This window comes from Caballeronia sp. SL2Y3 (assembly GCF_022879575.1).
Lineage (GTDB): Bacteria > Pseudomonadota > Gammaproteobacteria > Burkholderiales > Burkholderiaceae > Caballeronia.
The window spans coordinates 434,456-458,800 of the sequence record NZ_CP084260.1 but is presented as its reverse complement, the minus strand read 5'-3'; the positions used below and the strand labels follow the sequence as shown (position 1 = coordinate 458,800).

General features: G+C 65.1%; 22 protein-coding genes, 1 tRNA gene and 1 pseudogene. 11 read left to right on the top strand and 13 right to left on the bottom strand.

Annotated elements, in window-relative coordinates; genetic code table 11:
• The first annotated feature begins 52 nt into the window (after window positions 1-52).
• The 5 genes from LDZ26_RS02205 to LDZ26_RS02185 all read left to right on the top strand — a co-directional run bounded on the left by LDZ26_RS02205 (window position 53) and on the right by LDZ26_RS02185 (window position 3,854).
• Window positions 53-247, top strand: coding sequence for a zinc-finger domain-containing protein (locus tag LDZ26_RS02205; protein WP_244847974.1), 195 nt, complete (start codon window positions 53-55; stop codon window positions 245-247).
• A 179-nt stretch (window positions 248-426) separates the two neighbouring features.
• Window positions 427-1,500, top strand: a complete 1,074-nt coding sequence (waaF, locus tag LDZ26_RS02200) for a lipopolysaccharide heptosyltransferase II (protein ID WP_244847973.1) — start codon at window positions 427-429, stop codon at window positions 1,498-1,500.
• 184 nt (window positions 1,501-1,684) lie between these two features.
• On the top strand, window positions 1,685-2,128 hold the full coding sequence (locus tag LDZ26_RS02195; protein ID WP_175939561.1) for a nuclear transport factor 2 family protein: 444 nt from the start codon (window positions 1,685-1,687) through the stop codon (window positions 2,126-2,128).
• A 49-nt stretch (window positions 2,129-2,177) separates the two neighbouring features.
• Entirely contained in the window at window positions 2,178-3,269 is a 1,092-nt protein-coding gene (locus LDZ26_RS02190) for a hydrolase (protein WP_244847972.1), read from the top strand.
• 3 nt (window positions 3,270-3,272) lie between these two features.
• Window positions 3,273-3,854: a DUF2946 family protein gene (locus LDZ26_RS02185; RefSeq protein WP_244847971.1), complete on the top strand. Its 582-nt coding sequence runs from the start codon at window positions 3,273-3,275 to the stop codon at window positions 3,852-3,854.
• Window positions 3,855-4,668: 814 nt separating this feature from the next.
• Here LDZ26_RS02185 and LDZ26_RS25625 read toward each other — a convergent pair.
• Window positions 4,669-6,129: pseudogene (locus LDZ26_RS25625) on the bottom strand (M48 family metalloprotease); the annotation flags it as partial.
• 472 nt (window positions 6,130-6,601) lie between these two features.
• On the opposite strand from LDZ26_RS25625, the gene moaC reads away from it, so the two are divergent.
• A complete protein-coding gene (moaC, locus tag LDZ26_RS02170; protein WP_244847969.1) occupies window positions 6,602-7,093 on the top strand; it encodes a cyclic pyranopterin monophosphate synthase MoaC in 492 nt (163 codons plus the stop codon).
• 19 nt (window positions 7,094-7,112) lie between these two features.
• Here moaC and LDZ26_RS02165 read toward each other — a convergent pair whose 3' ends face one another.
• The 8 genes from LDZ26_RS02165 to recA all read right to left on the bottom strand — a co-directional run bounded on the left by LDZ26_RS02165 (window position 7,113) and on the right by recA (window position 15,906).
• Complete coding sequence (locus tag LDZ26_RS02165) at window positions 7,113-8,936, bottom strand: Wzy polymerase domain-containing protein (RefSeq protein WP_244847968.1); 1,824 nt, start codon at window positions 8,934-8,936, stop codon at window positions 7,113-7,115.
• Window positions 8,937-9,073: 137 nt separating this feature from the next.
• Window positions 9,074-9,658 carry a pilin gene (locus LDZ26_RS02160; RefSeq protein WP_370650658.1) on the bottom strand — a complete coding sequence of 195 codons (585 nt, stop codon included), beginning with the start codon at window positions 9,656-9,658 and terminating at the stop codon, window positions 9,074-9,076.
• Between the two features lie 130 nt (window positions 9,659-9,788).
• Complete coding sequence (locus LDZ26_RS02155) at window positions 9,789-10,487, bottom strand: TerC family protein (protein ID WP_244847967.1); 699 nt, start codon at window positions 10,485-10,487, stop codon at window positions 9,789-9,791.
• Between the two features lie 123 nt (window positions 10,488-10,610).
• Window positions 10,611-11,492: a succinate--CoA ligase subunit alpha gene (gene sucD / locus LDZ26_RS02150; RefSeq protein ID WP_159835338.1), complete on the bottom strand. Its 882-nt coding sequence runs from the start codon at window positions 11,490-11,492 to the stop codon at window positions 10,611-10,613.
• Between the two features lie 99 nt (window positions 11,493-11,591).
• Window positions 11,592-12,758 (bottom strand): ADP-forming succinate--CoA ligase subunit beta, encoded by a 1,167-nt coding sequence (gene sucC / locus LDZ26_RS02145; protein WP_244847966.1) that lies wholly within the window; start codon window positions 12,756-12,758, stop codon window positions 11,592-11,594.
• A gap of 132 nt (window positions 12,759-12,890) precedes the next feature.
• Window positions 12,891-13,517, bottom strand: a complete 627-nt coding sequence (locus LDZ26_RS02140) for a DUF2889 domain-containing protein (RefSeq protein ID WP_244847965.1) — start codon at window positions 13,515-13,517, stop codon at window positions 12,891-12,893.
• A gap of 120 nt (window positions 13,518-13,637) precedes the next feature.
• Window positions 13,638-14,816: a recombination regulator RecX gene (gene recX / locus LDZ26_RS02135; protein WP_370650628.1), complete on the bottom strand. Its 1,179-nt coding sequence runs from the start codon at window positions 14,814-14,816 to the stop codon at window positions 13,638-13,640.
• A gap of 19 nt (window positions 14,817-14,835) precedes the next feature.
• On the bottom strand, window positions 14,836-15,906 hold the full coding sequence (gene recA / locus LDZ26_RS02130) for a recombinase RecA (RefSeq protein WP_305038311.1): 1,071 nt from the start codon (window positions 15,904-15,906) through the stop codon (window positions 14,836-14,838).
• Between the two features lie 262 nt (window positions 15,907-16,168).
• On the opposite strand from recA, the gene LDZ26_RS02125 reads away from it, so the two are divergent.
• The 4 genes from LDZ26_RS02125 (at window position 16,169) to LDZ26_RS02110 (ending at window position 20,543) form a co-directional block, all read left to right on the top strand.
• Entirely contained in the window at window positions 16,169-16,876 is a 708-nt protein-coding gene (locus tag LDZ26_RS02125) for a response regulator (protein ID WP_370650627.1), read from the top strand.
• A 12-nt stretch (window positions 16,877-16,888) separates the two neighbouring features.
• Window positions 16,889-18,484 (top strand): sensor histidine kinase, encoded by a 1,596-nt coding sequence (locus tag LDZ26_RS02120; protein ID WP_244847963.1) that lies wholly within the window; start codon window positions 16,889-16,891, stop codon window positions 18,482-18,484.
• A 227-nt stretch (window positions 18,485-18,711) separates the two neighbouring features.
• Entirely contained in the window at window positions 18,712-20,370 is a 1,659-nt protein-coding gene (locus tag LDZ26_RS02115) for an MFS transporter (protein ID WP_244847962.1), read from the top strand.
• A gap of 96 nt (window positions 20,371-20,466) precedes the next feature.
• Window positions 20,467-20,543: transfer RNA gene (locus tag LDZ26_RS02110), tRNA-Met, on the top strand.
• Window positions 20,544-20,903: 360 nt separating this feature from the next.
• Here the strand turns inward: LDZ26_RS02110 and LDZ26_RS02105 are convergent.
• The 3 genes from LDZ26_RS02105 to LDZ26_RS02095 are packed head-to-tail and all read right to left on the bottom strand — an operon-like array spanning window position 20,904 to window position 22,780.
• On the bottom strand, window positions 20,904-21,290 hold the full coding sequence (locus tag LDZ26_RS02105) for a hypothetical protein (protein ID WP_244847961.1): 387 nt from the start codon (window positions 21,288-21,290) through the stop codon (window positions 20,904-20,906).
• A 36-nt stretch (window positions 21,291-21,326) separates the two neighbouring features.
• Window positions 21,327-21,878 (bottom strand): outer membrane protein assembly factor BamE, encoded by a 552-nt coding sequence (gene bamE / locus LDZ26_RS02100; RefSeq protein WP_175939542.1) that lies wholly within the window; start codon window positions 21,876-21,878, stop codon window positions 21,327-21,329.
• A gap of 14 nt (window positions 21,879-21,892) precedes the next feature.
• A complete protein-coding gene (locus LDZ26_RS02095; RefSeq protein WP_244847960.1) occupies window positions 21,893-22,780 on the bottom strand; it encodes a peptidoglycan DD-metalloendopeptidase family protein in 888 nt (295 codons plus the stop codon).
• Between the two features lie 543 nt (window positions 22,781-23,323).
• Between LDZ26_RS02095 and LDZ26_RS02090 the strand changes: the two genes are divergently transcribed.
• Window positions 23,324-23,575, top strand: a complete 252-nt coding sequence (locus LDZ26_RS02090) for a GlsB/YeaQ/YmgE family stress response membrane protein (protein WP_244848846.1) — start codon at window positions 23,324-23,326, stop codon at window positions 23,573-23,575.
• A gap of 101 nt (window positions 23,576-23,676) precedes the next feature.
• On the opposite strand, the gene LDZ26_RS02085 is transcribed toward LDZ26_RS02090, so the two are convergent.
• Window positions 23,677-24,336 carry a VTT domain-containing protein gene (locus LDZ26_RS02085; RefSeq protein WP_244847959.1) on the bottom strand — a complete coding sequence of 220 codons (660 nt, stop codon included), beginning with the start codon at window positions 24,334-24,336 and terminating at the stop codon, window positions 23,677-23,679.
• Between the last annotated feature and the right edge of the window lie 9 nt (window positions 24,337-24,345).

The following is a 24,345-nucleotide window of genomic DNA, read 5'->3' as shown; positions in this document are numbered from 1 at the left end:
CGCGCCCTCGCGCGAAAGACGACAGCAACGAACGACATTGAAAGAGATAGCAATGAGCGACCTGAAGGAAATGCCGCTGGTGGAATTGTCGGCGAAAGATATCCCCGCGTTCTGCCCGAATCCGAAGATGCAACGCTGGAGCGCGCATCCCCGCGTGTTCCTCGACGTGACGCACGGCGAAGCGCGCTGCCCGTATTGCGGCACGCGCTACAAGCTGAAGGACGGCGAAGTCGTCAAAGGCCACTAAGCTCGCCGAAGCACTCTCCGAGCGTCGTCGATGCGCGCGTTCCGGGTTCTCCCGAGCGCGCGCTTTCGTTCGCTCTCGCTTCTTTTCGCCGCATGGCCGCCGCGCCATGACACCACACGACCGACGTCCCGCCGCCCGATGCGGCGAGCCGCCACTATTTTGAGACCGGAAAACGACTGATGCGCCGTGCGCTGGTTATAGCACCGAACTGGATCGGTGACGCGTTGATGGCGCAGCCGCTGTTCACGCTTTTGCGAAAGCATCATCCGCGCATCGCAATCGATGCCGTCGCGCCGACCTGGGTCGCGCCCGTGCTCGAACGCATGCCGGAAATCCGCGACGTCTACGCGACGGATCTCGCGCACGGCAAGCTGCAACTGCTGCGCCGCTGGCAGCTTGCGAGCGACCTGCGCGATGTCGGCTACGACGCCGCGTACGTGCTGCCCAATTCCGCCAAGTCCGCGCTGATTCCGTGGATGGCGGGCATCCGGCTGCGCATCGGCTACAAGGGCGAGGCGCGTTACGGGCTCTTGAACGTGCGACATCCGAATCCGCCGAAGACCGAGCGCCCGCCGATGACCGCGCAGTATGCCGCCCTCGCCTATGCGCCGGGCGCGAAGCTGCCGTTCATCGACCGCTACGCGCAGGCTCACGACGCAGCGGCAAGCGACGCGCCGCTTTTGCCCGTGCCGCGCCTCGAAGCCGATCCGAACGAAGCGGCGCGCGTGTCGGCGCGCTTCAATCTGGATACGCGCGCGCCGCTCGTCGTGTTCTGCCCCGGCGCGGAGTACGGCCCGGCCAAGCGCTGGCCGCCCGAGCACTTTGCGTCGCTCGCGCAGTTCGTCGCGCAGTCGTTTCCGTATGCGCGCATCGTCGCGCTCGGGTCGAAGAAAGATTCGGCGGCCGCGCAGGCCATCGCGGAGCGCGCGCCGAACGTGCGCAATCTGTGCGGCCAGACATCGCTCGGCGAAGCGTGCGCGCTGATCGCCCGGGCGAGCGCCGTCGTCACCAACGACTCCGGGCTGATGCACGTGGCGGCAGCGCTCAAACGTCCGCTCGTCGCGGTGTACGGCTCCACCGATCCGCGCCACACGCCGCCCTTGTCCGACGTCGCAAAGGTACAATGGCTTCATCTTGAGTGCAGTCCGTGCTTTTCCCGCGAGTGTCCGCTCGGCCATCTGAACTGCCTGCGCGAACTCTCTGCCGAACAGGTTTTCGCCGATCTGCGCGGCATGTTGCTCGCGCATCGCTAAGGCGTCGCGCCTGCCCTGCGTCACGCCTGCCCTGCCGCGGCGGCTTTGCGGCGGCATCGGCTTTTTCGTGTGCGGGCGCGGACACGCGAGTGTCTCCGAACGGGAGGCATGCTTTGAACCATGACCGATGCGGCACGCCATCGTGACACGGCGTTGCGCGCGAATGCCAGAGACCCACGAGCCCATGCCACGTTTCGCCCGCCTATTCGAAGCCGCCGCCGACACTCTCAACGCTTACTATCAGGCTGTCGCGGACAACAGCATCGACGCTGTGATGTCGCTTTGGATCGACGAGGAGTTCGCCACCTGCATCTGCGCGGACGGCACGCATCTGCATGGCCTCGAAAGCATTCGCGCGGGCCTCGGCAAGCAGTTCGGCGCGCAGGCCGTCAGCATCGAGCCGCTCGATATTCGCGTGTACGACAGCCTCGGCACGGTCGTGTATGCAATCGCGGAGGCGCATCAGCCGGCCGGGACCGCCGCGCCGCGCATGATTTTCTCGACTTACGTGATGGTTCACGAACGCGGCGAATGGCGTATTGCGCACATTCACGCGAGCGAAATGCCGATGGAAGCGGCCGGCCAGTTCGCCGCGAAGCTGCGTCACGGGCAGGGACCGTTGCACTGAAATACCGCAGTCACGAAGCATAGAAAAGACGTTCGCCGGGGAGAAGGCCATGAAGCGCGATCCGTTGTTGAAACACGATTCGTCGTTCGTGGACAAGGCGCCCGCAGTCGCGCTGAAGGAAACCGTGCAGGCCGCAGGCAGCGTGCTCGCCGAACCCGTCTCGCAATGGCTCTACAGCGCGCCGCGCTGGCTGCCGACAAGTCACGCGCAAACCATCGTGCCCGCGCTCTTCGGGCGCAAGCCGGCGGTGCGTTATCGGCGCGAACGCTGGGATACGCCGGACGGCGATTTCATCGACGTGGACTGGCTCGCGCACGATGACGCAACGCGCCCGGCATCGACCGCGCCGCTTTTCGTGCTGTTTCATGGCCTCGAAGGCAACTCCGACTCCCACTATGCCCGCACGATGATGGCCGCCGCCCATGCGCGCGGCTGGCACGGCGTGGTGCCGCACTTTCGCAGTTGCAGCGGCCCGATGAACCGGCTGCCGCGCTTTTACCACCTCGCCGATAGCGCGGAAGTCGACTGGATCTTGCGGCGACTGCGCGAAAGGCATGCGGGCCCGATCGTCGCGGCGGGCGTGTCGCTCGGCGGCAATGTGCTTCTGCACTGGCTATGCGAGCGAGGCACGGACGCTTCGATTATCAGCGCGGCCGCCGCCATTTCGGCGCCGCTCGATGTCCACGCGGGCGGTCAGGCGATCTCGCAAGGCTTCGGCATGATCTATACGCGCAGCTTCCTGAAGTCGCTCAAGAAGAAGGCGCTCGCGAAGCTCGATCAGTTTCCGGGTCTGTACGACCGCCACGCCGTGCTCGCCGCGCGCACGCTCTATGAATTCGACAACGTCGTGACCGCGCCACTGCACGGTTTTCGCGATGCCGACCATTACTGGACGACGGCGACCATCCGCGCGCATCTGAACCGCATCGAAGTGCCGGCGCTCGTCTTGAACGCCCGCAACGATCCGTTCCTGCCCGAGCGCGCGCTGCCTTCGCAGGCCGAAGTGTCGGCGTCCGTCACGCTCGATCAGCCGAACCACGGCGGCCATGTCGGCTTCATGACGGGGCCGTTTCCGGGACGCATCGACTGGCTGTCGTCGCGCGTGTTCGGCTACCTCGAACATTTTCTTCCGGGCGAATGAATCATGGATGAGATCGTCAAGCAGGCGCTGGCCAAGTGGCCGAACGTTCCGCATTGCACGGGCTGGCTGTTGCTGGACCGCCGCGGTCAGTGGCGCATGCGGGACGAGGCCGCACAGGCCGCGGGCGCGCTCGGCGATGCCATTCGCCACGAAGCGCTGATCGGCTTCATCAACCGCAATTACGAGCGCGATCCGGACGGCCAGTGGTTCTTTCAGAACGGGCCGCAGCGCGTGTATGTGGAACTGGCTTATACGCCGTGGATCGTGCGTCTTTCCGCGATGGACGGCGCATTGCGGCTGACGGACCATACCGGCGCACCGTTCGACCCGGCGCAGGCATTTCTCGACGACGAAGGCGCCCTGCTCTTTTCCGACGCTGCCACGCCGCCGCGCGTCGCCGCCCTGCACGATCACGATCTCGATCTGTTTTCGAGCCACGCGACGTTCGATGACGCGTCGCGCGGCGGCGTCTTCCATTTGCGCGATGGAGCCGATCTGCCGTTACAGCCTATCGCACGCGCCGACGTCGAGTCGCGCTTCCGGTTCGTCGCCAGTCCGGCTGCGCGCGCGGCATCGAAAGCCTGAAGCGTCAGCTCCTTTTTTCCTCGTCGCGCTCTTCCTTGTAGCGTGCTTCGAAATCGCGCAGCCGCGCGGAAATCGTCGAGAGATCGTAGAAGCTGGCGGTTCTGACATCGCGTGCTTCCTTCAGCTGGCGGATGGCGGACGGCCATGCGCCGTCGAGCGCCAGTTTCTCGGCCATCGCCTGATGCTGGCGCAGCGGATCGTTCAAGCCCGCGCTGGCCTGCGCCAGATACAGCCACCAGTCCCCGCGCGCCGGTTCTGCGCGCGTTTCGCGGCGCGCGAGCGTCTGCGCTTCCTCGTAGCGATGCGCGGCCATCAGCGCTTGCAGATGCGCGTCGATCGCCGCGTGCGAGTTGGGCCAGCGCGTCTGGGCGATATCGGCGAGGCGCACGGCGTCGTCGTAGCGGCCCGCGCGACGCGCGATGTCGGCGGCGAGCACGTCGAGGCTCGGCGTGCTGCGGGCGGCTTCGTGGGCGGTCACGCGCACGGGCGGGAGCGCGATGGGCGCGCTTGCCGCAGCAGGCGCGGCGCGCTCGGCGTTGGGCGCGTTCAGCGCACCGTATGCGCTGCTGCTCAGGAGCGAAGACATCGAGACGGCCGGCGCGGAGGGGGTCGCGAGCGCGGCGGTCTGTGGCGTCGAGTGCGGGGCGGCGTTGGTTGTGGACGCGTCGCGAAGATTGACCGCTCGAGAAGGTGGCACGTCCTCGCCGCGAACAGGAGCACGCGCAGCTTGCATTCCGCCCCGAGCGTTGGCCGCCGAAACGGACGCGCCGTGAGCGTTGGCCGCTTGGGAAGGTGGCGCTTCCGTCGCGCCCTCAGGCGCACGCGAAGCTTCGATTCCGGCGCCAACGCCCGCCGCCGGAGCCGAAGCGCCGTATCGCGACGATGCGGCAAGGCTTTCGCTTTGCGCGCTCGACGCACGCTTTTGCCCCTGTGCGTGGGACTTGCTTTCGCTGCGCGCGCCCGACGCCGCACTGGCTCCGGAAGCCCGGGGGCTCTTAGCTGGACCGCCCTCGACCGTCTGCGCCAGTTCGCGCCGCGCCTGCACCGAAGCCGCCGCCGCGCTCGCCTCCTCGCCTTCGAAGAGCCGCCGGGCGTTGGCGAGCGCATCGTTGGCGGCGTCGTAATCGCCCATCAGCGAACGCGCGAGCGCGATGCCGTACCAGTTCGCGGCGGGATTGAGCGCGGTCTGGTCGTCGATTTCCGACTTTAGACGGCTCGCGACCTCGCGATAGTCGCTCGCATAGTTGACCTGAAGCACGCGCGAGCGCGCACGCACGAACGCGTATTCCGGCGACTGCCGCGGCTGCCGGTACGGCACCCGTCGCGCGCGGTCCTCCATGTCGGCGATGCGCTCGGTCGTCAGCGGATGCGTGCGCGCGTACGCCGGCACGCCGTTATCGGCCATCGACGCGCGGTCGAGCCGCTCGAAGAACGCGGTCATCGCGTAGGGATCGTAGCCCGCTGCCGCGAGCATCTGAAAGCCGACGCGGTCGGCCTCGTGCTCGGCGGCGCGTGAAAAGCGCAGCTGGTTATCGACGGCGAAGGCCTGTCCGCCCATCGCGATGCCCATGCCGAGATCGCCGCTGTGCGTCATGACGCCCGCCAGCAGCCCGGCGAGCATGGCCGCGAGCGCCGCGTACCCGCTCTTCTCCTGCGCGCCGATCATGCGCGCGATGTGGCGCTGGAGCACGTGCCCCATCTCGTGCCCGACGACGGACGCGAGTTCCGATTCCGTCTGCGTCGCCGAGATCAGCCCCGTGTTGACGCCGACGAAGCCGCCCGGCATCGAGAACGCGTTGATCTGCGCATCGCGCACGGCGAAGAGTTCGAAGTCCGGACGATAGCCGCCGAGGTACTGCGTCGCGGCGGCAGCGGAGAGCTTCGATGCGATGGAGTCGAGGTAATCGCGGATCAGCCAGTCGTCGAGGTAGTCGGGATCGGCGCGGACTTCGCGCATCATCCGCTCGCCGAGCTTGCGCTCCGCCTGAGGCGAGAGCGTGCCGCCGGAGCCGTCGCCCAGATCCGGCAGTTGCACGGACGACAGCGGCGCGCGCAGGCCCGCCATCGCGCCCGGCCGATTGGCGAAGCGGCTTTCGGCGCCGCCGTAGACGCCGAAGATGCCGTCGGCGACGGTGTTAGGTGGTGTGCTGGCGGTGGAGGTTGCGGGGGGCTGCGAGGTTGCGTTCGCGGCGTTGGTTGCATTCGCTGCGGTCGGCCCGTTCGTCGCGTTGGTCGCGTTCGTCGCGTGGGTCGCGTTGGTCGCGTTGGTCGCAATTCTTGCGTTGGTCGCGTTGACTGTATTGGCCGTATTCGCCGCGCTCGCCGCGCTCGTCGTGCTTGTCGCGCTTGTCGCTGCTGCACCGTTGGCCAAGTTTGCCCGGTTAGTCGCGTTCGTCGAAGTCGTCGAAGCCGTCGAAGTCGTCTCGGTCGTCCCGGTCGCGATGTTCACCGCGTTCGTCGCCTTCGCCGCGCTCGCGTCATGCTCCCCACGACCCGCGCTCGCGCCCGCCTGCGCCGCAGCGAACGGCGGCATGGCGAGACTGAGGCACAAGGCGAACACGAGCCCGCGGCTCGGACGATTCAAGAGCATGGCGCGAAGCCGGAGCGTCGCCGGCGGTCAGCGTGAGAACAGGAACGCGCTTATCGTATCAAGTGTTGCCCGCGCGGCGGTACGTGCGGACACGGCTTCGCGCCGAATTTGCCGGAGGCCCCGCTGGTAAGATAAGCGCCCACTGCAAGGAGACGCTATGTCCGGACTCACACATTTCGATGCCGCCGGCGAGGCGCACATGGTCGATGTCGGCGGCAAGAACGAGACGCGGCGCATCGCGGTGGCGCGCGGGTCCATCGTCATGCGCGACGACACGCTCGCACTGATCCGCGAAGGACGCGCGAAAAAGGGCGATGTGCTCGGCGTCGCGCGCATCGCGGCCATCCAGGGCGCAAAGCGCACCGCCGATCTGATCCCGCTGTGTCATCCGCTTGCCCTGACGCGCGTGGCCGTCGAGTTTTCCGTCGATGACGCGCTGCCCGGCGTGCATTGCGAAGTACGCGTCGAGACCGTGGGGCGCACGGGCGTCGAGATGGAGGCGCTCACCGCCGTGCAAGTCGGCCTGCTGACCATCTACGACATGTGCAAGGCCGTCGATCGCGGCATGACCATCACGAACGTGCGCGTGATGGAAAAGCACGGCGGGAAGTCGGGCGACTGGGTGGCGGACTCTCAGCCGTCCGCCTGAACCGCGCCCGAGCCGGCGCTTATTCGTCGGCGTCGTCGTCCGTGGGGGAATCGGTGCCCTCCGGCGACCCATACCGCTTGACCAGATCGGCCTTGAAGCCCGCCAACGGCGCACCGATTTCATCGACGGTCCGATACACCGACGCAAGTTGCGTCGGCCAGTCATGGAGTTGGGTCGCGAAGATTTGCAGACGCGCCATCGTATCCATTGCTTCGCTACGCTGACCCGCGAGCGCCTGCAACACCGCGTAACGGCGCAACACCGTCTCGCCGGGCAGCAAAGCGATGGCCTGCCGATGCGCCGCCAGCTTCGCTTCGATGTCCTGCGCGTTCATCGGCAGCAGCGTCGCCGCGCCATACTCGCCCCAAGCGCCGAAGAGGAACGACGGATCGTCGCGATACTGCTCCGCGGGCCGCGAGCCGTAGTACAGCACCTCGGCGCGGTTGTAGTCGCGCATCGTCGGATAGAGCGCGATCAGACCCGCCACGACGAGAAAGACATAGACGCCATACGACACCGGCCGCGCCACGAGCCGCAACGGCCGCGTCTCCAGAAGACCGATCACGAGCATCGCGGGCATCAGAAAGAACATGTACTGCTGCGGATATTCGACGAGCGCGTGCATCATCAGCACGCCCAGCAGCGAGAGCGCGAAAACGCGCGCCGGCGTATGCGGCGCCCGCAGCACGCGAATCAGCCACAAGACGATGCCCGCAACCAGCACCGCGACGCCGAGCAGCCCGGTCTTCGCCAACAGGTCGATGAAGATATCGTGCGCGTTGTTCGCAATCTCGACGCCGCCGAGCTCGCGCACCATGTCGAACTGGTAACGCGGAAACTCGCCCCAGCCGACGCCGAGCAGCGGATGCGTCTTGAACATCGTCCAGCCGTACTTCCACAGCGCGAGACGCGGCGCGATCTGATTGGCGTCCTGCATGCGCTCCGCCGCCGATTGCGCGAGGTCCAGTTGATAGCGCACGTTCACCCAGCGCACCACCGCGTTCACCGCCACGAAGAGCACGGCAAGCACGAACGGCACGACCCATGCGCGGACGTCACGCGCCTCGCGTCCATCGCTCCCGGTCGGGCCGTCGAGGTCGTCCGCCGCGCCGGGGCGTCGGCGAATGAAGGCCATCCAGAATCCGGCGACGACGATTACCGCCGTTTGCAGCCACGGTCCGCGCGAGACGGTGAGCGCGAGCCCGAACGAAAGCACCGCCGACACCACGAGCCCGATCACCACCGGCATGCGGCGCGTCTGCACCAGATACATCGCCCCTGCCAGGCCGAACGCGATGACGGTCGCGAGATGGTTCGCCTGCGCCATGTTGCCGAAGAGCCGCCGTTCCGTCGCGACGTTGTAGGCCACGACGAACGGCGCGAACCGGGCTTCCATGTGGAACAACTGCACGGTCTGGCAGAACACCGCGAAGAGGCCGCCCGCCAGCAACGCGGCAGCGCCGATGCGCAGCGCCTTCTCCGACAGTCCCGCGCGCACCAGCCCGAACCCCGTATGCACGGCCACGAACGATGCGAGCAGATAGGCGCCGCCGAGCCAGTTCATCGAAGGCTGCGCGACCGGCAGCAGCACCGTCTGCGCCACCAGCACGATGCCGAACGCGAGCGGCATCAGCCCGACAACCGGCGACGCGAACGGCACGCGCGGCTCCGAAACGCGGACGAGTATGGCGACCGTGGCTCCGAGCGCGAGATACAAGGCCAACGCGCTGTATTCGGCGTAGAACGTCGGGATCGGATACGTGTGGTTGACGACGCCGAACGGAATCGTCAACGCAAGACACAGAACGGCAAAGCAAAGGTAGCGCGCGAATTGGGAAGGCATGAGGGGCTGGGAACGTCGGGAACCGGCGCACTATACAAAACTTTGCGTCCGCTGTGCGCCGCGCACCGGCAAATGCTACGAAATCCACCGGTTCCCGCGCGGCGCTCATGCCTTCTTCTTCACCGCTTGCGATTCGCTCAGGCGCGGCACTCGGGCGGCGCAAGATTGGCCGGCAGGGTCGCGGCTTGCGCGGGCGCAGGTCCCGCGCCCGGCGCAGGCAGCGACGAAGCCGCTTTGCCTGCCGCGAAGCATTCCCACGTGATCGTGCCCGCCTGCACCGAGCCGCGCGTCAGCGCGACGCGGGCCGTCGGCGTCTCGGCGTTATCGGGCGCGGAAGGCACGAGCACGAGCGTATTCGATCCGGCCGGCGCGACGCGCGTCGTATAGGCAATCGTGATCTGCCCGCTGTCGCTGTCGACGTGGATGGACTCGATGTTGCGCGTGCCCGGCGGCGACGCATACGCGCTCGCCAGATCCGCGCCGCTCGCGGCATTCTCGGCCACCGCGAGCCGCGCCGATGCCGCGAGCGACATGCCCTCGCCCACGCGGCTACGCGACAGATAGTCCTGATACGCGGGAATCGCGTAAGCCGCGACCACGCCGACGATCGCCAGCACGATCATCAACTCGATCAGCGTGAAACCGCGCGCGCCGGCCTGCGCGCGTTTCAGCCATGCACCGAAGCCGTCGCCCTCGCGCGACGCCTTTACATCCAAAGCCATGCTCGTCATTGCCACTCCCTGAAAGACACGAAGCGTCGGCCGCGATATGCGAACCGAACGCTTCGATGGTAGGGAGGGCGCGACGGCCGCGACAGTCGGCCATTCGGCTAACGCCTGCGTACGTGGGGAGTCAGCCCGTGCTCGCGAGCGCGCGGCGCTTCATCAGCCAGCCCGCCGCGATCACGAGCGCCGCGCCCGCGAGGCGCGCGGCATACCCTGCCGCTTCGGTGTTGAGCGCGGGCCAGCGGTCGATGAACGGATCGTCGATGATGAGTCCGCCCGCGATCCATCCGAGCAAGCCCGCGCCGAGCAGCACGACAATCGGGAAGCGGTCGAGCAGCTTCAGCACCAGCGTGCTGCCCCACACGATCAGCGGAATGCTCACGACGAGCCCAAAAATGACGAGCACGAAGCGGTGCTGCGGGTCCGCGGTCTCGGCGGCACCCGCAATCGCGATTACGTTGTCGAGACTCATCACCGCGTCGGCGACGATGATCGTCTTGACGGCCGCCCAGAGCTTGTCCGACGAACCGATGTCGGGCTCGTCGTGGCCGGGTTGCAGGAGTTTCATGCCGATCCACAGAAGCAGCAAGCCGCCGAGGAATTTGAGGAACGGGATATCGAGCAGAAAGACCGCGAACGCGATCAGCACGACGCGCAAAACAATGGCGCCGAGGGTGCCGAGCACGATGCCGCGCGTGCGCTGCGTGGCGGGAAGATCGCGGCACGCGAGCGCGATCACGACGGCGTTGTCGCCCCCGAGCAGAATGTCGATGACGATGATTTGCAGAACCGCGCCCCAATGGAGCGTCGCGAAAAATTCGAGCATGGGCAGAACGAGCTGTGACCGGAAACAAAAAAGCGAGGAAGCCAACGCTCCCTCGCTTTTTATTCGCCTTAACGAAAGGATTCAGTAAGAGTACCAAACCCTCGCGTTGCGCGCCCGACTGCCTTAGATCACCGACTTCAGCAGGCGGCCCATCTCGGACGGGTTCTTCGTGACCTTGATGCCGCACGCGTCCATGATTTCGAGCTTGGCGTCCGCGGTGTCCGCGCCGCCCGAGATCAGCGCGCCAGCATGGCCCATGCGCTTGCCGGGAGGCGCCGTCACGCCCGCGATAAAGCCGACGACCGGCTTCTTCATGTTGTCCTTGATCCAGTAAGCGGCGTTCGCTTCGTCCGGACCGCCGATCTCGCCGATCATGATGACGGCGTCCGTTTCCGGATCGTCGTTGAACATCTTCATCACGTCGATGTGCTTCAGACCGTTGATCGGATCGCCGCCGATGCCGACCGCCGACGACTGGCCGAGGCCGAGCGCCGTCAGTTGGCCGACCGCTTCGTACGTCAGCGTGCCCGAACGCGACACCACGCCGATGCGGCCCTTGCGGTGAATGTGGCCCGGCATGATGCCGATCTTCAGCTCGTCCGGCGTGATGGTGCCGGGGCAGTTCGGTCCGAGCAGCAGCGTCTTGCGATTTTCGCGGCGCATGCGGTCCTTGATTTCGAGCATGTCGCGAACCGGAATGCCTTCCGTGATGCAGATCGCGAGATCGAGATCGGCCTCGACGGCTTCCCAGATCGCGGCGGCTGCGCCCGCGGGCGGCACGTAGATGACCGAAACGGTCGCGCCGGTTTCCGCCTTCGCTTCCTTGACGGACGCGTAGATGGGAATGCCTTCGAAGTCTTCGCCGGCCTTCTTCGGGTTCACGCCCGCAACGTACGCTTCACGGCCGTTCGCGTATTCGCGGCACGCGCGCGTGTGGAACTGGCCGGTCTTGCCGGTGATGCCCTGCGTGATGACCTTCGTGTCTTTGTTGATCAGAATCGACATGTAGTGACCTCTGTTCGTTTGGCGTCGCCAAAGCAGTTGCCTTGCGCCGCCATTCGTATCTGGTGGAACGCTCTCTTAGGCTCGGTAAGCGAAGCGCGCTTACTTGCCTTCGGCAGCCGCGACGACCTTCTGCGCGGCTTCTTCCATGCTGTCGGCCGAAATGATCGGCAGTCCCGACTCCGCCAGCATCTTCTTGCCGAGGTCTTCGTTGGTGCCCTTCATGCGCACGACGAGCGGCACCTTCAGGTCCACGGCCTTCGACGCCGCGATCACGCCTTCCGCGATCACGTCGCAGCGCATGATGCCGCCGAAGATGTTCACGAGAATGGCCTTCAGGTTCGGGTTCTTCAGCATCAGCTTGAAGGCTTCCGTGACCTTTTCGGTCGTCGCGCCGCCGCCGACGTCGAGGAAGTTCGCCGGTTCGCCGCCGAACAGCTTGATGGTGTCCATCGTGGCCATCGCGAGGCCCGCGCCGTTCACGAGACAGCCGATGTTGCCGTCGAGCGAGATGTACGCGAGGTCGAACTTCGACGCTTCGACTTCAGCCGGATCTTCTTCGTCCAGATCGCGATAGGCGACGATTTCCGGGTGACGGAAGAGCGCGTTCGAATCGAAGTTGAACTTGGCGTCGAGCGCGATCACCTTGCCGTCGCCGGTGACGATCAGCGGGTTGATTTCGGCGAGCGATGCGTCGGTTTCGTAGAACGCCTTGTAGAGGCCCTGCAGGATCGCGCGTGCTTGCGGGATCGATGCGTCCGGAATGCCGATCTTGCGCGCGAGGTCGTCCGCGTCCTTGTCTTGCAGGCCGGTCGACGGCTCGACGGCGAACTTGTGCAGCAGTTCGGGCGTCTTTTCCGCGACTTCCTCGATGTCCATGCCGCCTTCGCTCGACGCCATCACGACGATCTTCTGCGAAACGCGGTCGAGCACGAGGCCGACGTACAGTTCCTTCTTGATGTCCGCGCCTTCTTCGATCAGGAGGCGGTTCACCTTCTGGCCTTCCGGACCGGTCTGGTGCGTGACGAGCTGCATGCCGAGGATCTGATTCGCGTACTCGCGAACCTGCTCGATCGACTTCGCAACCTTCACGCCGCCGCCCTTGCCACGGCCGCCCGCGTGAATCTGCGCTTTGACGACCCAGACCGGGCCGCCCAGCTCTTCCGCGGCCTTGACCGCATCATCCACCGAGAACACGGGTTTGCCGCGCGGGACCGCGACGCCGAATTTCCGCAGGATTTCCTTACCCTGGTACTCGTGAATCTTCATGCGTGATTCCTTCAGTCTGAGAGTTGGAGTGAACTTCTTCGATTTCGAATTGCTTGAACCGCTGATTGTTTGATTCTTGTCCGGTTGCCGGGAGCGTTCCGCGTCGCGCATGGGAGCGTGTCTGCGAGCGTGTCAGGTGTCCGGCCTTTCGCGTTCCGCCTGGCCACGGTCCTCCGCCCGCGATGGCTCATGGCCGAACCAGCGTGGATAGTATTCGCGCACGGCCGGGCCGTCGAAGCGCAGCGCGTGGCAGCGGCCGAGCTGGAACGGCGGCTGGACGGACGCCGACTCTGTTCCGCCTTGCGCGAAAGGACTGCCGCTCTCGATGGACCACACTTCGCCGGAGAACGCCTGGATGGCCGCGGTCGGCAACACGGCGCATAGCTCGGTGAGATGCGTGCAGCCCGCCGTTCCGCGCAGGCGCGCGCCGGCTTCGCGACGAAAATTCTGGAGCAGATTGAGTCCGATGAGCGCGCGATACGCCGAATTCGACTCGGCGCACAACGCCGCATAAGGCGCCCACTCGGAAGACGCCTCGGCGTCGACGATGGTGAGCTTGCGGTCGATGGTGATGCGCAGCCAGAGTTCATGGATCGGCAGGCCTTGCGGCCGGACGCCCGCCGCGAGCGGAAAGTCGCGGGGCTTGTCATCGGTTAGACAGGCTTCGATGTCCCACAGACCGTCGTCCCGCTCGAACGCTTCCAGCCGAATCGCGCGACGATGGCGCAACTGTCGGGAAACGGGCGGAGAAAGAGGCATGGGACCAAAGCCGGAACGGGAAACCGTTGAATTTTAGCATAGCGAGTATTTCGGGCCGTGCATGCGCCTGATGATTGGCGGATGCCGGCGCACGGCGCGTCACGAGGGCCGCGAGGTGCGTCACTCGTCGCTCGGCTCGTCGATCCAGTCTTCGTCGCCGCCCTTCAGTATTTTTCCGATGGTGCTGGCCGAAAAACCGCGCGCCGCAAGAAAGCGGGCCTGTTTTGCACGCTCGGCGGGTGTCTCGGGCACGACGCCGTACTTCTTCTCCCACACGGCCTGGGCGCGCGCGGTTTCGGTTTGCGCGAGCTTGTCCGCCGTTTCACCGATCAACGCCTCGCCGACCGCGTGCCGCTTCAGTTCGTTGATGATCCGGCTGCCGCCCATGCGCGGCGCGCGACGATGAACGACGCTCTCCACGAAACGCTCGTTGGACAACCAGCCGTCGCGTTCCAGGCTGTCGAGCGTGTTTTCGAGCGAGTCGGCTTCCTGCACGTACGGACGCAGTTTGCGCGACAGCTCCGCGCGACTGTATTCGCGGCGCGAAAGGTAGGCCAATGCGCGGCCTTTGAGTGAGCGTTGCGGTCGTCTTGGGTTGTTCGCGTCCGGTGCCTTGCGCGGTCGTTCGGTCGAGCGGCTGTATGTCGGGTCTGATGGTGGTTCGGGCGCGCACTGCTCGAATGGCTCGAACGGATCGGCGTCTTCGAAGCGATTCGAAAAAGGATCTGCGCTGTCGTCCGGTAAGCGCGCTTCTTTCGGCGGCTTAGGCGGCCCGTCAAATTTTTGGACCGGTTGCGTCGTGGCCTTAGCGAGAAGCGAGCGCGCCTGCGCTAGACGCGCGGCGCGATCAGGCTCTTGCGCCGCCAACGGCTCATGCGCGGCGCTTGCTGGCGCGTCGGGATTCGCATCTCTCTTCGGGCTCGCAGTCTTTGACGACTTGGCCACCGAGCGCGGCGACTCGGCCACCGCGAATGTTTCTGTTGGGATTGGCCGGTCGGGTTCATTCATGAGCCCTTGCGCCGTATCAGAAACACCACGCGCCGACGCGAATGGCTTCGCGCCGGCGCGTGACGTCGTACTTCGGGTCGACCAGCGCGATTTGCTGGATGCCGCGCGCCGCTCGCTGCTGCGCTCGTAGCGGTCTATGCCATAAGCGTGATCGGCCGACTCACCGCCGCTGCGCGCAGACGACTCGAACGCAGCATCGTCGCCCGACTCACCCGCGCCGTCAGACCGGCCCGCACGGCCCCGCCGAAATTCGGCGCTGCCAGCCTTCGATCCGAACCGGCGCTTGAACATCGACCGTGCGGCGCGACGCTTATTCGTCGTCCGCTACTGCTGCGCCCGCGGTGACACCGTCCGCCAGCGCCGCCACACCCAGCGATTCGCGAATCTTGTTCTCGATCTCGCGCGCGATGTCCGGGTTCTCGCGCAGGAATTCTCGCGCGTTGTCCTTGCCCTGACCGATGCGATCGCCGTTATAGCTGTACCACGCGCCCGCCTTGTCGACGAGTTTGGCCTGCACGCCCAGGTCGATGATTTCGCCCTGACGCGAAATGCCTTCGCCGTACAGAATGTCGAAGATGGCTTCGCGGAACGGTGGCGACACCTTGTTCTTCACCACCTTGACGCGCGTTTCGTTGCCTATCACTTCGTCGTTCTTCTTGATGGAACCGATACGGCGAATGTCCAGACGCACCGACGAATAAAACTTCAGCGCGTTGCCGCCCGTGGTGGTTTCCGGGTTGCCGAACATCACGCCGATCTTCATGCGGATCTGGTTGATGAAGATCACGAGGCAGTTCGTGCGCTTGATGGTTCCGGTGAGCTTGCGCAGCGCCTGCGACATCAGGCGAGCTTGCAGACCCGGCAGCGAGTCGCCCATTTCGCCTTCGATTTCCGCCTTCGGCACGAGCGCCGCGACGGAGTCGATGACGATCATGTCGATGGAACCCGAGCGCACCAGCGCGTCCGCGATTTCCAGCGCCTGCTCGCCCGTGTCGGGCTGCGAGATCAGCAGTTCCTGCACGTTCACGCCGAGCTTTTGCGCGTATTGCACGTCGAGCGCGTGTTCCGCGTCGATGAATGCCGCCGTGCCGCCGATCTTCTGCATTTCGGCGATCACCTGCAGCGTGAGCGTGGTCTTACCCGACGATTCCGGACCGTAGATCTCGACGACGCGGCCGCGCGGCAGGCCGCCCACGCCGAGCGCGATATCCAGTCCGAGCGAGCCGGTGGACACGACCTGAATGTCTTCGACCGCCTCACCCGCGCCGAGCCGCATGATCGACCCTTTGCCGAATTGCTTTTCGATCTGCGAGAGGGCGGCAGCGAGGGCCTTGCTCTTTTCCGCAGTCATGCCAGCCGGGCCTTTCTTGCTTTCTTCCATGAATCGTCCTTTGCTATGATGAACGGCGTCTGAGGCTTGTGCGCGCGGGCTCTAATGCGGATTCCGCATACTTTCACCCCGCTTTTCGCACAGATGCAGACACTGTATAAAAAAACAGTAGTTTTTGCAAGCCCGATTGCGACGGCGTGGCTTTTTTCCACGTCGCCCGAACCGCGCAAAAACCGCACAACACCCTGGAGACCGCCGCGCCGGGCGAAATGCGGTGCCGGCAATGCGCAACCGCGCATCAGGCGCACAGACGATGCGAATCCTCATTGCCGAAGACGACAGCATACTCGCGGACGGCCTCGTCCGATCACTCCGCCAATCGGGATACGCCGTCGACCATGTGAAGCATGGCGTCGAGGCGGACACCGCGCTGACGCTTCAACCGTTCGACCTGCTGATCCTCGATCTCGGGCTGCCGCTCATGCCCGGTCTCGAAGTGCTGCGCCGGCTGCGCGCGCGCAATTCGCAGATGCCCGTGCTGATCCTGACCGCGGCCGACAGCGTCGACGAACGCGTGAAGGGCCTCGATCTCGGCGCGGACGACTATATGGCGAAGCCCTTCGCGCTCAACGAGCTGGAGGCGCGGGTGCGCGCGCTCACGCGGCGCGGCGCGGGCGGCGGGCCGACGGTCGTCAAGCACGGTTCGCTGTCGTTCGATCAGGTGGGACGCATCGCGCATATCGGCGATCAGGTGATCGACTTGTCGGCGCGCGAGCTGGGCGTGCTCGAAGTGCTGCTGCAGCGGACCGGGCGGCTGGTGTCGAAGGAACAGCTCGTCAATCACCTGTGCGAATGGGGCGAAGAAGTCAGCAACAACGCGATCGAGGTCTACGTCCACCGGCTGCGCAAGAAGATCGAGCCGAGCGGCGCGCGCATCATCACCGTGCGCGGACTCGGCTACACGCTCGAAAAAGCGTCGAACGGCGCGTCGGCAAGCGCGCCGATGCCGCCGAGTCACTAAGCCGGGCCACGCATGGCCTCGCCTGTTTCCAGCGAACGCGCAGACGAGCCGGCGCGCACGCCTCCCTCGTCGGCAAACGCGGCCAACGCAGCCACCGCCGACTCCGACGCGCTGCGCGACGCGCGCTACGCCAATCCCTTCGCTCCGCCGGACGAACTGGAACCGGACAGCGCGACGCATCCGCGCTCGCTCTTCGGCGAAATTCTCGACTGGATGCTCGCGCCGCTTCTTCTGCTCTGGCCGATGAGCATTGCGGTCACCTATCTGGTCGCGAAGTCCATCGCGAACGGGCCGTTCGACCGCGCGCTCGAAGCGGATGCCTATGTCATCGCGCGTCAGATTCAGCCGGTCAACGGCGTCGCGGAACTCCGGCTGCCCGACGCGACGCGTGATTTTCTGCGCGCCGACAACGTCGACAGCGTGTTCTTTCAGGTGCTCGGCACGCGCGGAGAACTGGTCGGCGGCGACCGCGACATGCCCTTGCCGCATGAAGACGACCGGCCGCAGCCAGGCATCGTCGAGTTTCGGGACGACGTGCTGCGCGGCAACGATATTCGCGTCGCCTATACGACCGTCGACCTTCGCGCACTCGACGCCCCGAACGCGCAGCCGGTGCTCGTGCAAGTGGCCGAAACGCTCGACAAGCGAAGCCAGCTCGCCAACGACATCATCAAGGGCGTGATCCTGCCGCAGTTCGTGATCTTGCCGCTCGCCATCGTGCTCGTCTGGTTCGGGCTGTCGCGCGGGCTCGCGCCTCTGCATGCGCTGCAATCGAATATCCGCGCGCGCCGCCCCGACGATCTCTCGCCGCTCGAAGCCGGCCGCGCGCCGCCGGAAATCGCGCCGCTCGTCGCGTCGTTCAACGATCTGCTCACGCGGCTCGAACAGAACATGGAGTTCCAGAAGCGCTTCATCGCCGATGCCGCGCATCAAATGAAAACGCCGCTCGCCGGCCTGCGCATGCAAGCCGAACTGGCGCTGCGGCAGGACGTGTCGAACGAAGTGCAGCGTTCGCTCGAACAGATTGCGACCAGCTCGGAACACGCCGCGCGGCTCGTCACGCAACTGCTCGCACTTGCCCGCGCCGAGAATCGCGCGAACGGGCAGATTTTCTCGCACGTCGAGTTGACGGATCTCGCGCGCCTCGCCGTGCGCGACTGGGTGCAGGCGGCGCTCGCAAAGCGCATGGACATCGGCTACGAGGAGCCGCCGTATCCGGTCGAAGTGGAAGGCAACGCGGTGATGTTGCGCGAGATGCTCTCCAATCTGATCGACAACGCAATCCGCTACACGCCGACCGGCGGGCGCATCACGGTGCGCGTGCGGGCCGACGAGACGAATGTCGATCTCGTGCATCTCGAAGTGGAAGACACCGGCCTCGGCATTCCGCCGGCCGAACGCGAGCGCGTCGTCGAGCGGTTCTATCGCATCCTCGGCCGCGAAGGCGATGGCAGCGGCCTCGGCCTTGCCATCGTCAAGGAGATCGCGACGATTCACGGCGGCACGCTCGCCATCGAGGATCACGTCTATCAGGAAGCGCCGAGGCTTGCCGGGACGCTGGTACGCGTCAGCTTGCAGCGGGTTTATCCTGCCCGGGACAAACCCTGAGCGCTTATTCGCCAGCGCGTCGATGATTCAGCGCGATGTGCGCGGTTTGTTTGCCGAACTGAGCGCTTTATCGACGAGTTAGCAGAACTTCGTAGTTCCGGCCCCACCAAGAGCCTGCATAGACCGAGTCAGAACGCCGTAAGTTTTCGTTCCAATAATCCTTGCACCGGCGCCGCGCTTGCGGCCCGATGGAATCGGGATAGACGGAAAACCTAAGGAGACGATTCATGGCAACGGTCGAAGGGCGCATTTCGCACGCGCCGATGACGAACGAGGAGCGGAAGGTCATCTTCGCCTCGTCGCTCGGCACCGTGTTCGAGTGGTACGACTTTTATCTCGCGGGCTCGCTCGCGATCTACATCAGCAAGACGTTCTTCTCGGGCGTCAACCCGACGGCCGGCTTCATCTTCACCTTGCTCGGCTTCGCGGCGGGCTTCGCGGTGCGTCCGTTCGGCGCGATCGTGTTCGGGCGGCTCGGCGACATGGTCGGCCGCAAGTACACGTTCCTGGTGACCATCGTCATCATGGGTCTCTCGACGTTCCTGATCGGCTTTTTGCCCGGCTACGCGACCATCGGTATCGCCGCGCCGATCATCTTCATCGCGATGCGGCTGTTGCAAGGGCTCGCGCTCGGCGGCGAATACGGCGGTGCCGCGACGTACGTGGCCGAACACGCGCCCGCCAACAAGCGCGGCGCGTGGACCGCGTGGATTCAGACAACCGCGACGCTCGGCCTCTTCATCTCGCTGATCGTGATTCTGGCCGTGCGCACGGCGACGGGCGAAGAGCAGTTCGGCGCGTGGGCGTGGCGCGTGCCCTTCCTCGTGTCGATCCTGCTGCTCGCCGTGTCGGTCTGGATTCGCATGAAACTGCACGAGTCGCCGGTGTTCGAGCGCATCAAGTCCGAGGGCAAGACCTCGAAGGCGCCGCTCACGGAAGCGTTCGGCGAATGGAAGAACCTGAAGATCGTGCTGCTCGCGCTCTTCGGCCTGACGGCGGGCCAGGCGGTCGTGTGGTACACGGGCCAGTTCTACTCGCTCTTCTTCCTCACGCAGACGCTGAAGGTGGACGGCACGAGCGCGAACATCATGGTGGCCATCGCGCTGCTCATCGGCACGCCGTTCTTCGTGTTCTTCGGTTCGCTGTCGGATCGCATCGGGCGCAAGCCGATCATCATGGCGGGCTGCCTGATCGCGGCGCTGACCTTCTTCCCGCTCTTCAAGGCGCTCGCGCACTACACGAACCCGACGCTCGAAGCCGCGACGCAGAAGTCGCCGATCTCCGTGATCGCCAATCCGGACGAGTGCTCGTTCCAGTTCAATCCGGTGGGAACGTCGAAGTTCACGTCCTCGTGCGACATTGCGAAGAGCGCGCTGTCGAAGGCCGGCCTGAACTATCAGAACGTGGCCGCGCCTGCCGGCACGCTGGCGCAGATCAAGGTCGGCGAGACGGTCGTGAACACGTACGACGGCAAGGCCGCCGACGCCAAGGCGCAAGGCGCGGCGTTCGACAAGACGCTCGCCGGCACGCTGAAGAGCGCGGGTTATCCGGCGAAGGCCGATCCGGCGCTCATCAACTGGCCGATGGCGATCGTGATTCTGACCATCCTCGTGATCTTCGTGACGATGGTGTATGGCCCGATCGCCGCGATGCTCGTCGAGATGTTCCCGGCGCGGATTCGCTATACGTCGATGTCGCTGCCGTATCACATCGGCAATGGCTGGTTCGGCGGCTTCCTGCCCGCGACGGCCTTCGCGATCGTGGCGGCGCGCGGCGACATCTACTCCGGGCTGTGGTATCCGGTGGTGATTGCGCTCGCGACGTTCGTGATCGGCATGTTGTTCGTGAAGGACACGCCCAAGTCGAACGTGTATCACGAGGATTGATGCGTTGCGTTCTGCCGGGCCTGCCGCCGTTTCAGGAAAAACTCGCGGCAGGGGTTGACAGGCGTTTCAACCGCCGCCATAATCTCGGCTTCTTTCGGCGAATTAGCTCAGTCGGTTAGAGCGACGGAATCATAATCCGCAGGTCCGGGGTTCGAGTCCCTGATTCGCCACCAGCTTCAAGAAAAAGCCGCTGTTCCGCAAGGACAGCGGCTTTTTTGTCGTCTGACTCCCCGTCCGCGGCTGCCCCCGCCATCGCCAACCTGATCTGGCACGAAATGTTAGTCACCGTACATTCAGACAATTCGCCCGGCGCGATACTCTGTTTGCGCACGGGGGATGTTTCAGCGCAACGAGAGACCAAGAAGACGGGCGGCACTCGACCGAGCCGTGGGTAAAGAATGGGCGTGATGTCTGGCGCAGGTCTTTGCCAACGTCCCGGCGAGTAGCAGGCGAAGAAGTGAACCAGCCATCGCCCCGACAACGAAGTTAAAAGCCGGCAATCGCCGGCTTTTTCTTTTTCGCGAGCCGTGCGCTCAGCGGTACCGAGCGAAGATGGTGCGGGCGCACTCGTCGCACCAGCGACGCTGGGCCGCATCGGCATCCGCTTGCCAGACGTGCCCGAACGCGCATTGCCAAGTCAGCGACGACGCGGCACCCGTCTGACACGACGGCACGAGCGCGCCGCCGCGAGCTTCCGCGATCGCCCGCGCCCGAGCGATTTCGGCCTCGCGCCGCTGCGTCGCGCAGTTCATGCAGCGCACGTTCTGCGACGCATCCAGCGCGTCGTCCCAGTGATGCCCGCGCGTGCATTCCCAGCGGACGAACGCGTCGTCGTTCCCTTCCGCGGATGCGCGCTCGCGGTATCGCAACGCTTCGTCCATCAATGCGCGCTGTCTCTTGCCGATATATTTTTCGCTCATCGCCTCAACGCCTTCGCCCCTGCCGACGCCACGTCGTCAATGCCGTCCGCCGCCCTCCGCCTCCGAACGCGATGTCGTGACCACCGTGCCGTCCGGCCCGAAATGCGCATTGAACATGGCGTCGCGATTCACGCCGTCTTCCAGCCAATGCCAGCTCCACACGCGCTCTTGCTTCAGCCGGTATTCGGCGACCGTCGTCGGCTTGCCTAGGAGCCGCCGCACTTCGTCCTGCGTCATGCCCGGCCGCACTTTAGCGATGTTCTCGGCAGTCAGCACCTGCGTGACCGAGACGAGCAGGCCATCCGGATCGAGATCCACCATGTAGGTGTTTGTGCCCGCCGGGCCGCGCGGATATTCGAGGCGCTTCGAGCCGTCCGTGTAGGTGCGCTCGGTTTCCGGCTCGCCCATCTGCTTGCGAATCTGCGCTTCGTTCGTGACGCCGGGCTTGAGGTCTTTCAGCAGCAGCACGTCCGGCTTCACCGAGTTGAAAAACGAGCTGAGTTTGTTCATCGCTTCCCCGCTCTGTTGCTGATCGCAGCCCGCGAGCAACGACGCCGCGACGAGCGCCGCGCACATGATTCTTTTCATACGGCTCCTTCGACTCAACTGCCCGCGCCGAGCAGCGGCACGGGATCGACGGCGGCGCCCGCCTTTCTGATTTCGAAATGCAGCACCGGCGACCCGCTCGGGCCCGTTCCCATATCAGCGATCGTCGCGCCCTGTTTGACCGTATCGCCTTCGCGCACGAGGAGCTTGTCGTTGTACGCGTAAGCGGTCAGATAGTCGTTGCTATGCCGGACGATGATCATGCGCCCGTACGACCGCAAGCCGCTTCCCGCATACACGACCTTGCCTGGCGCCGCCGCCTTCACGGGCTCGCCGACCTTGCCGGCAATGTCGATTCCCTTGCTCCCGCTCGCCCCGAAGCCGCGCACGATCTCGCCCTTCACCGGCCAGACGAAGGTGCCCTTGCCCGCGGACGCCGTCGCAGCGGGCTTCTCGGCAGCTTTCTCGCTCGATTTCTCAGCCGTCTGCTTCCCCGGCGTCGGCAGTAGCGGCGGCAGGTTTTTCGAAGACGAAGACGAAGACGAAGAAGAACCCGCAGCCGCACCCGCCGTCGACATCGACGCCCCCGGCGGCACGACGCGCAACACCTGCCCGACGTTGACCTGCTTGCTCTCCGGCAGGTTGTTCCACGCAGCGAGGTCGGCGGGCTTCTGCTTGTACTGACGCGAGATGCCGTAGAGCGTGTCGCCCGGCTTCACGCGATAGAAACCCGCCTCGACCGGCGCGGATGCCGACGCCGCCGGCGCGACCGGAACGGGCGCCGTGCTGACCGGCGCGCTTACGGCGACAGGCGGCGGCGGGGACATCGAATTGTCGACGATGGGCGCAGGCGTGCGCGGCGTCGACGTGCATCCGGCAAGACCCGCCGCGACGGATGCGGCGAGCCCGAAACTCGCGATGACCGCCCGAGTGCGCGGTCCCATGACAACTGTGTGCATCGACTCCAACTTTCCCATGCTCTTGTCTTGATCTAGTGCAACGCTCTTGAATTTCCCGCCGCCGGCCGCCGCGCTAACACACGGTCAAGCCGACGCCATACACCGAAGTACCGACACATCCGACGATGCCGCAGCCGGGCAACAGCGAAAGCGCCAGCGCGCAAACCGATATGACCGCAAGCCGCGATCCGCGCCCGCCAGTGCATTTCGCCTTCGGTTCGGACGAAATTGCGACAGCATAAAACATTACAGAATCCAGTTCCTCAGGTCAGTCGACGAGACACTTTAGGCGAAACTTCGCCTGATCCTTCGGGATTCTAAATTTTTCACGATTCTGCCCGCCCGCGCGTTGACGTCGCAGCACGCCGCCGCTTCACACGCCCCAAGCCGGACAGACAATCCACAATCCTTGACACATTGCGCGCTTTTGGCACCGCGCTTTGGGCTACATTCACTGCGCTCGAAAGCGGGAGCCTCCTGCAGTCCTGCATTTTCCTCATCTTTCCGGAGTACTAGCGCATGCAAATTCTGCATCATGGAATCATCGTCAGCCTCATCATCGGCGGCATCGCCGGCTGGCTCGCCGGCCTCATCATGAACGGTACGGGCTTCGGCGTGTTCGTGGACATTCTCGTCGGCATCGTGGGCGGCGTGCTCGGCAACTGGCTCTTCGGCGCAATCGGCATTTCGCTCGGCGGCGGCTTGCTCGGTTCGCTGCTGACGGCAGTGATCGGCGCAGTGGTGCTGCTTTTCATCATCCGCCTGTTCCGGCGCGCCTAAGGGCGCACCTAAGGGCGCGCGTAAGGGCGCATCGGCATGTCGGGCCGGGTTGCTTCGCGCCACGCGAAGCGCCGGCCCGGCCGAATTCCCTCACGCTGTGCTCACACCTTCGAGCCGCGACGGCTCATCTTCCACAGAGCGCCCAACGCAATCGGCACGATGGCAGCGCCAATGCCGACCAGCACGATCACGTTCAGATACTGCCGGATGAACGGGATATTCCCGAAGAAGTAGCCGAGCAGCACGAGAAGCAGCACCCAGATGGCCGCGCCCAAGATGTTGAAAAGCTGAAAGCGCGTCGCGTTCATCGCGGACGCCCCCGCCACGAACGGCGCGAAGGTGCGCACGACAGGCACGAAACGCGCGATCACGATCGTCTTGCCGCCGTGGCGTTCGTAAAAGTTATGCGTCTTCTGCAGCGCCTTGCGGTCAAGAAAACGCTCGAGCACCGGTATGTTCGTATCGAACACCTTCGGGCCGATGGCGCGTCCGATCCAGTAATTGACCGTGTTGCCCGCGACAGCCGCAATCAGCAGCAGCGCGATGAGCGCGCCGAGATCCATCTCGTGCGTGGCCGCGAACGCGCCGCCGATAAAAAGCAGCGAATCGCCCGGCAGAAATGGAAAGACGACGAGCCCCGTTTCGCAGAACACGATGAGGAACAGCACGGCGTACACCCATGCGCCGTACGTATGGATAAAGTCACCGAGCGATTTGTCGATGTGCAGGATGAGTCCCAGGAAATGCAGCAGCGTGTCCAAAAAACTTTC

Bases quoted from the DNA above. Each gene is read 5' to 3' on its own strand.
- LDZ26_RS02205 (WP_244847974.1), top strand. From the start codon at position 53: ATGAGCGACCTGAAGGAAATGCCGCTGGTGGAATTGTCGGCGAAAGAT.
- waaF (WP_244847973.1), top strand. From the start codon at position 427: ATGCGCCGTGCGCTGGTTATAGCACCGAACTGGATCGGTGACGCGTTG.
- LDZ26_RS02195 (WP_175939561.1), top strand. From the start codon at position 1,685: ATGCCACGTTTCGCCCGCCTATTCGAAGCCGCCGCCGACACTCTCAAC.
- LDZ26_RS02190 (WP_244847972.1), top strand. From the start codon at position 2,178: ATGAAGCGCGATCCGTTGTTGAAACACGATTCGTCGTTCGTGGACAAG.
- LDZ26_RS02185 (WP_244847971.1), top strand. From the start codon at position 3,273: ATGGATGAGATCGTCAAGCAGGCGCTGGCCAAGTGGCCGAACGTTCCG.
- moaC (WP_244847969.1), top strand. From the start codon at position 6,602: ATGTCCGGACTCACACATTTCGATGCCGCCGGCGAGGCGCACATGGTC.
- LDZ26_RS02165 (WP_244847968.1), bottom strand. From the start codon at position 8,936: ATGCCTTCCCAATTCGCGCGCTACCTTTGCTTTGCCGTTCTGTGTCTT.
- LDZ26_RS02160 (WP_370650658.1), bottom strand. From the start codon at position 9,658: ATGGCTTTGGATGTAAAGGCGTCGCGCGAGGGCGACGGCTTCGGTGCA.
- LDZ26_RS02155 (WP_244847967.1), bottom strand. From the start codon at position 10,487: ATGCTCGAATTTTTCGCGACGCTCCATTGGGGCGCGGTTCTGCAAATC.
- sucD (WP_159835338.1), bottom strand. From the start codon at position 11,492: ATGTCGATTCTGATCAACAAAGACACGAAGGTCATCACGCAGGGCATC.
- sucC (WP_244847966.1), bottom strand. From the start codon at position 12,758: ATGAAGATTCACGAGTACCAGGGTAAGGAAATCCTGCGGAAATTCGGC.
- LDZ26_RS02140 (WP_244847965.1), bottom strand. From the start codon at position 13,517: ATGCCTCTTTCTCCGCCCGTTTCCCGACAGTTGCGCCATCGTCGCGCG.
- recX (WP_370650628.1), bottom strand. From the start codon at position 14,816: ATGTTCAAGCGCCGGTTCGGATCGAAGGCTGGCAGCGCCGAATTTCGG.
- recA (WP_305038311.1), bottom strand. From the start codon at position 15,906: ATGGAAGAAAGCAAGAAAGGCCCGGCTGGCATGACTGCGGAAAAGAGC.
- LDZ26_RS02125 (WP_370650627.1), top strand. From the start codon at position 16,169: ATGCGAATCCTCATTGCCGAAGACGACAGCATACTCGCGGACGGCCTC.
- LDZ26_RS02120 (WP_244847963.1), top strand. From the start codon at position 16,889: ATGGCCTCGCCTGTTTCCAGCGAACGCGCAGACGAGCCGGCGCGCACG.
- LDZ26_RS02115 (WP_244847962.1), top strand. From the start codon at position 18,712: ATGGCAACGGTCGAAGGGCGCATTTCGCACGCGCCGATGACGAACGAG.
- LDZ26_RS02105 (WP_244847961.1), bottom strand. From the start codon at position 21,290: ATGAGCGAAAAATATATCGGCAAGAGACAGCGCGCATTGATGGACGAA.
- bamE (WP_175939542.1), bottom strand. From the start codon at position 21,878: ATGAAAAGAATCATGTGCGCGGCGCTCGTCGCGGCGTCGTTGCTCGCG.
- LDZ26_RS02095 (WP_244847960.1), bottom strand. From the start codon at position 22,780: ATGGGACCGCGCACTCGGGCGGTCATCGCGAGTTTCGGGCTCGCCGCA.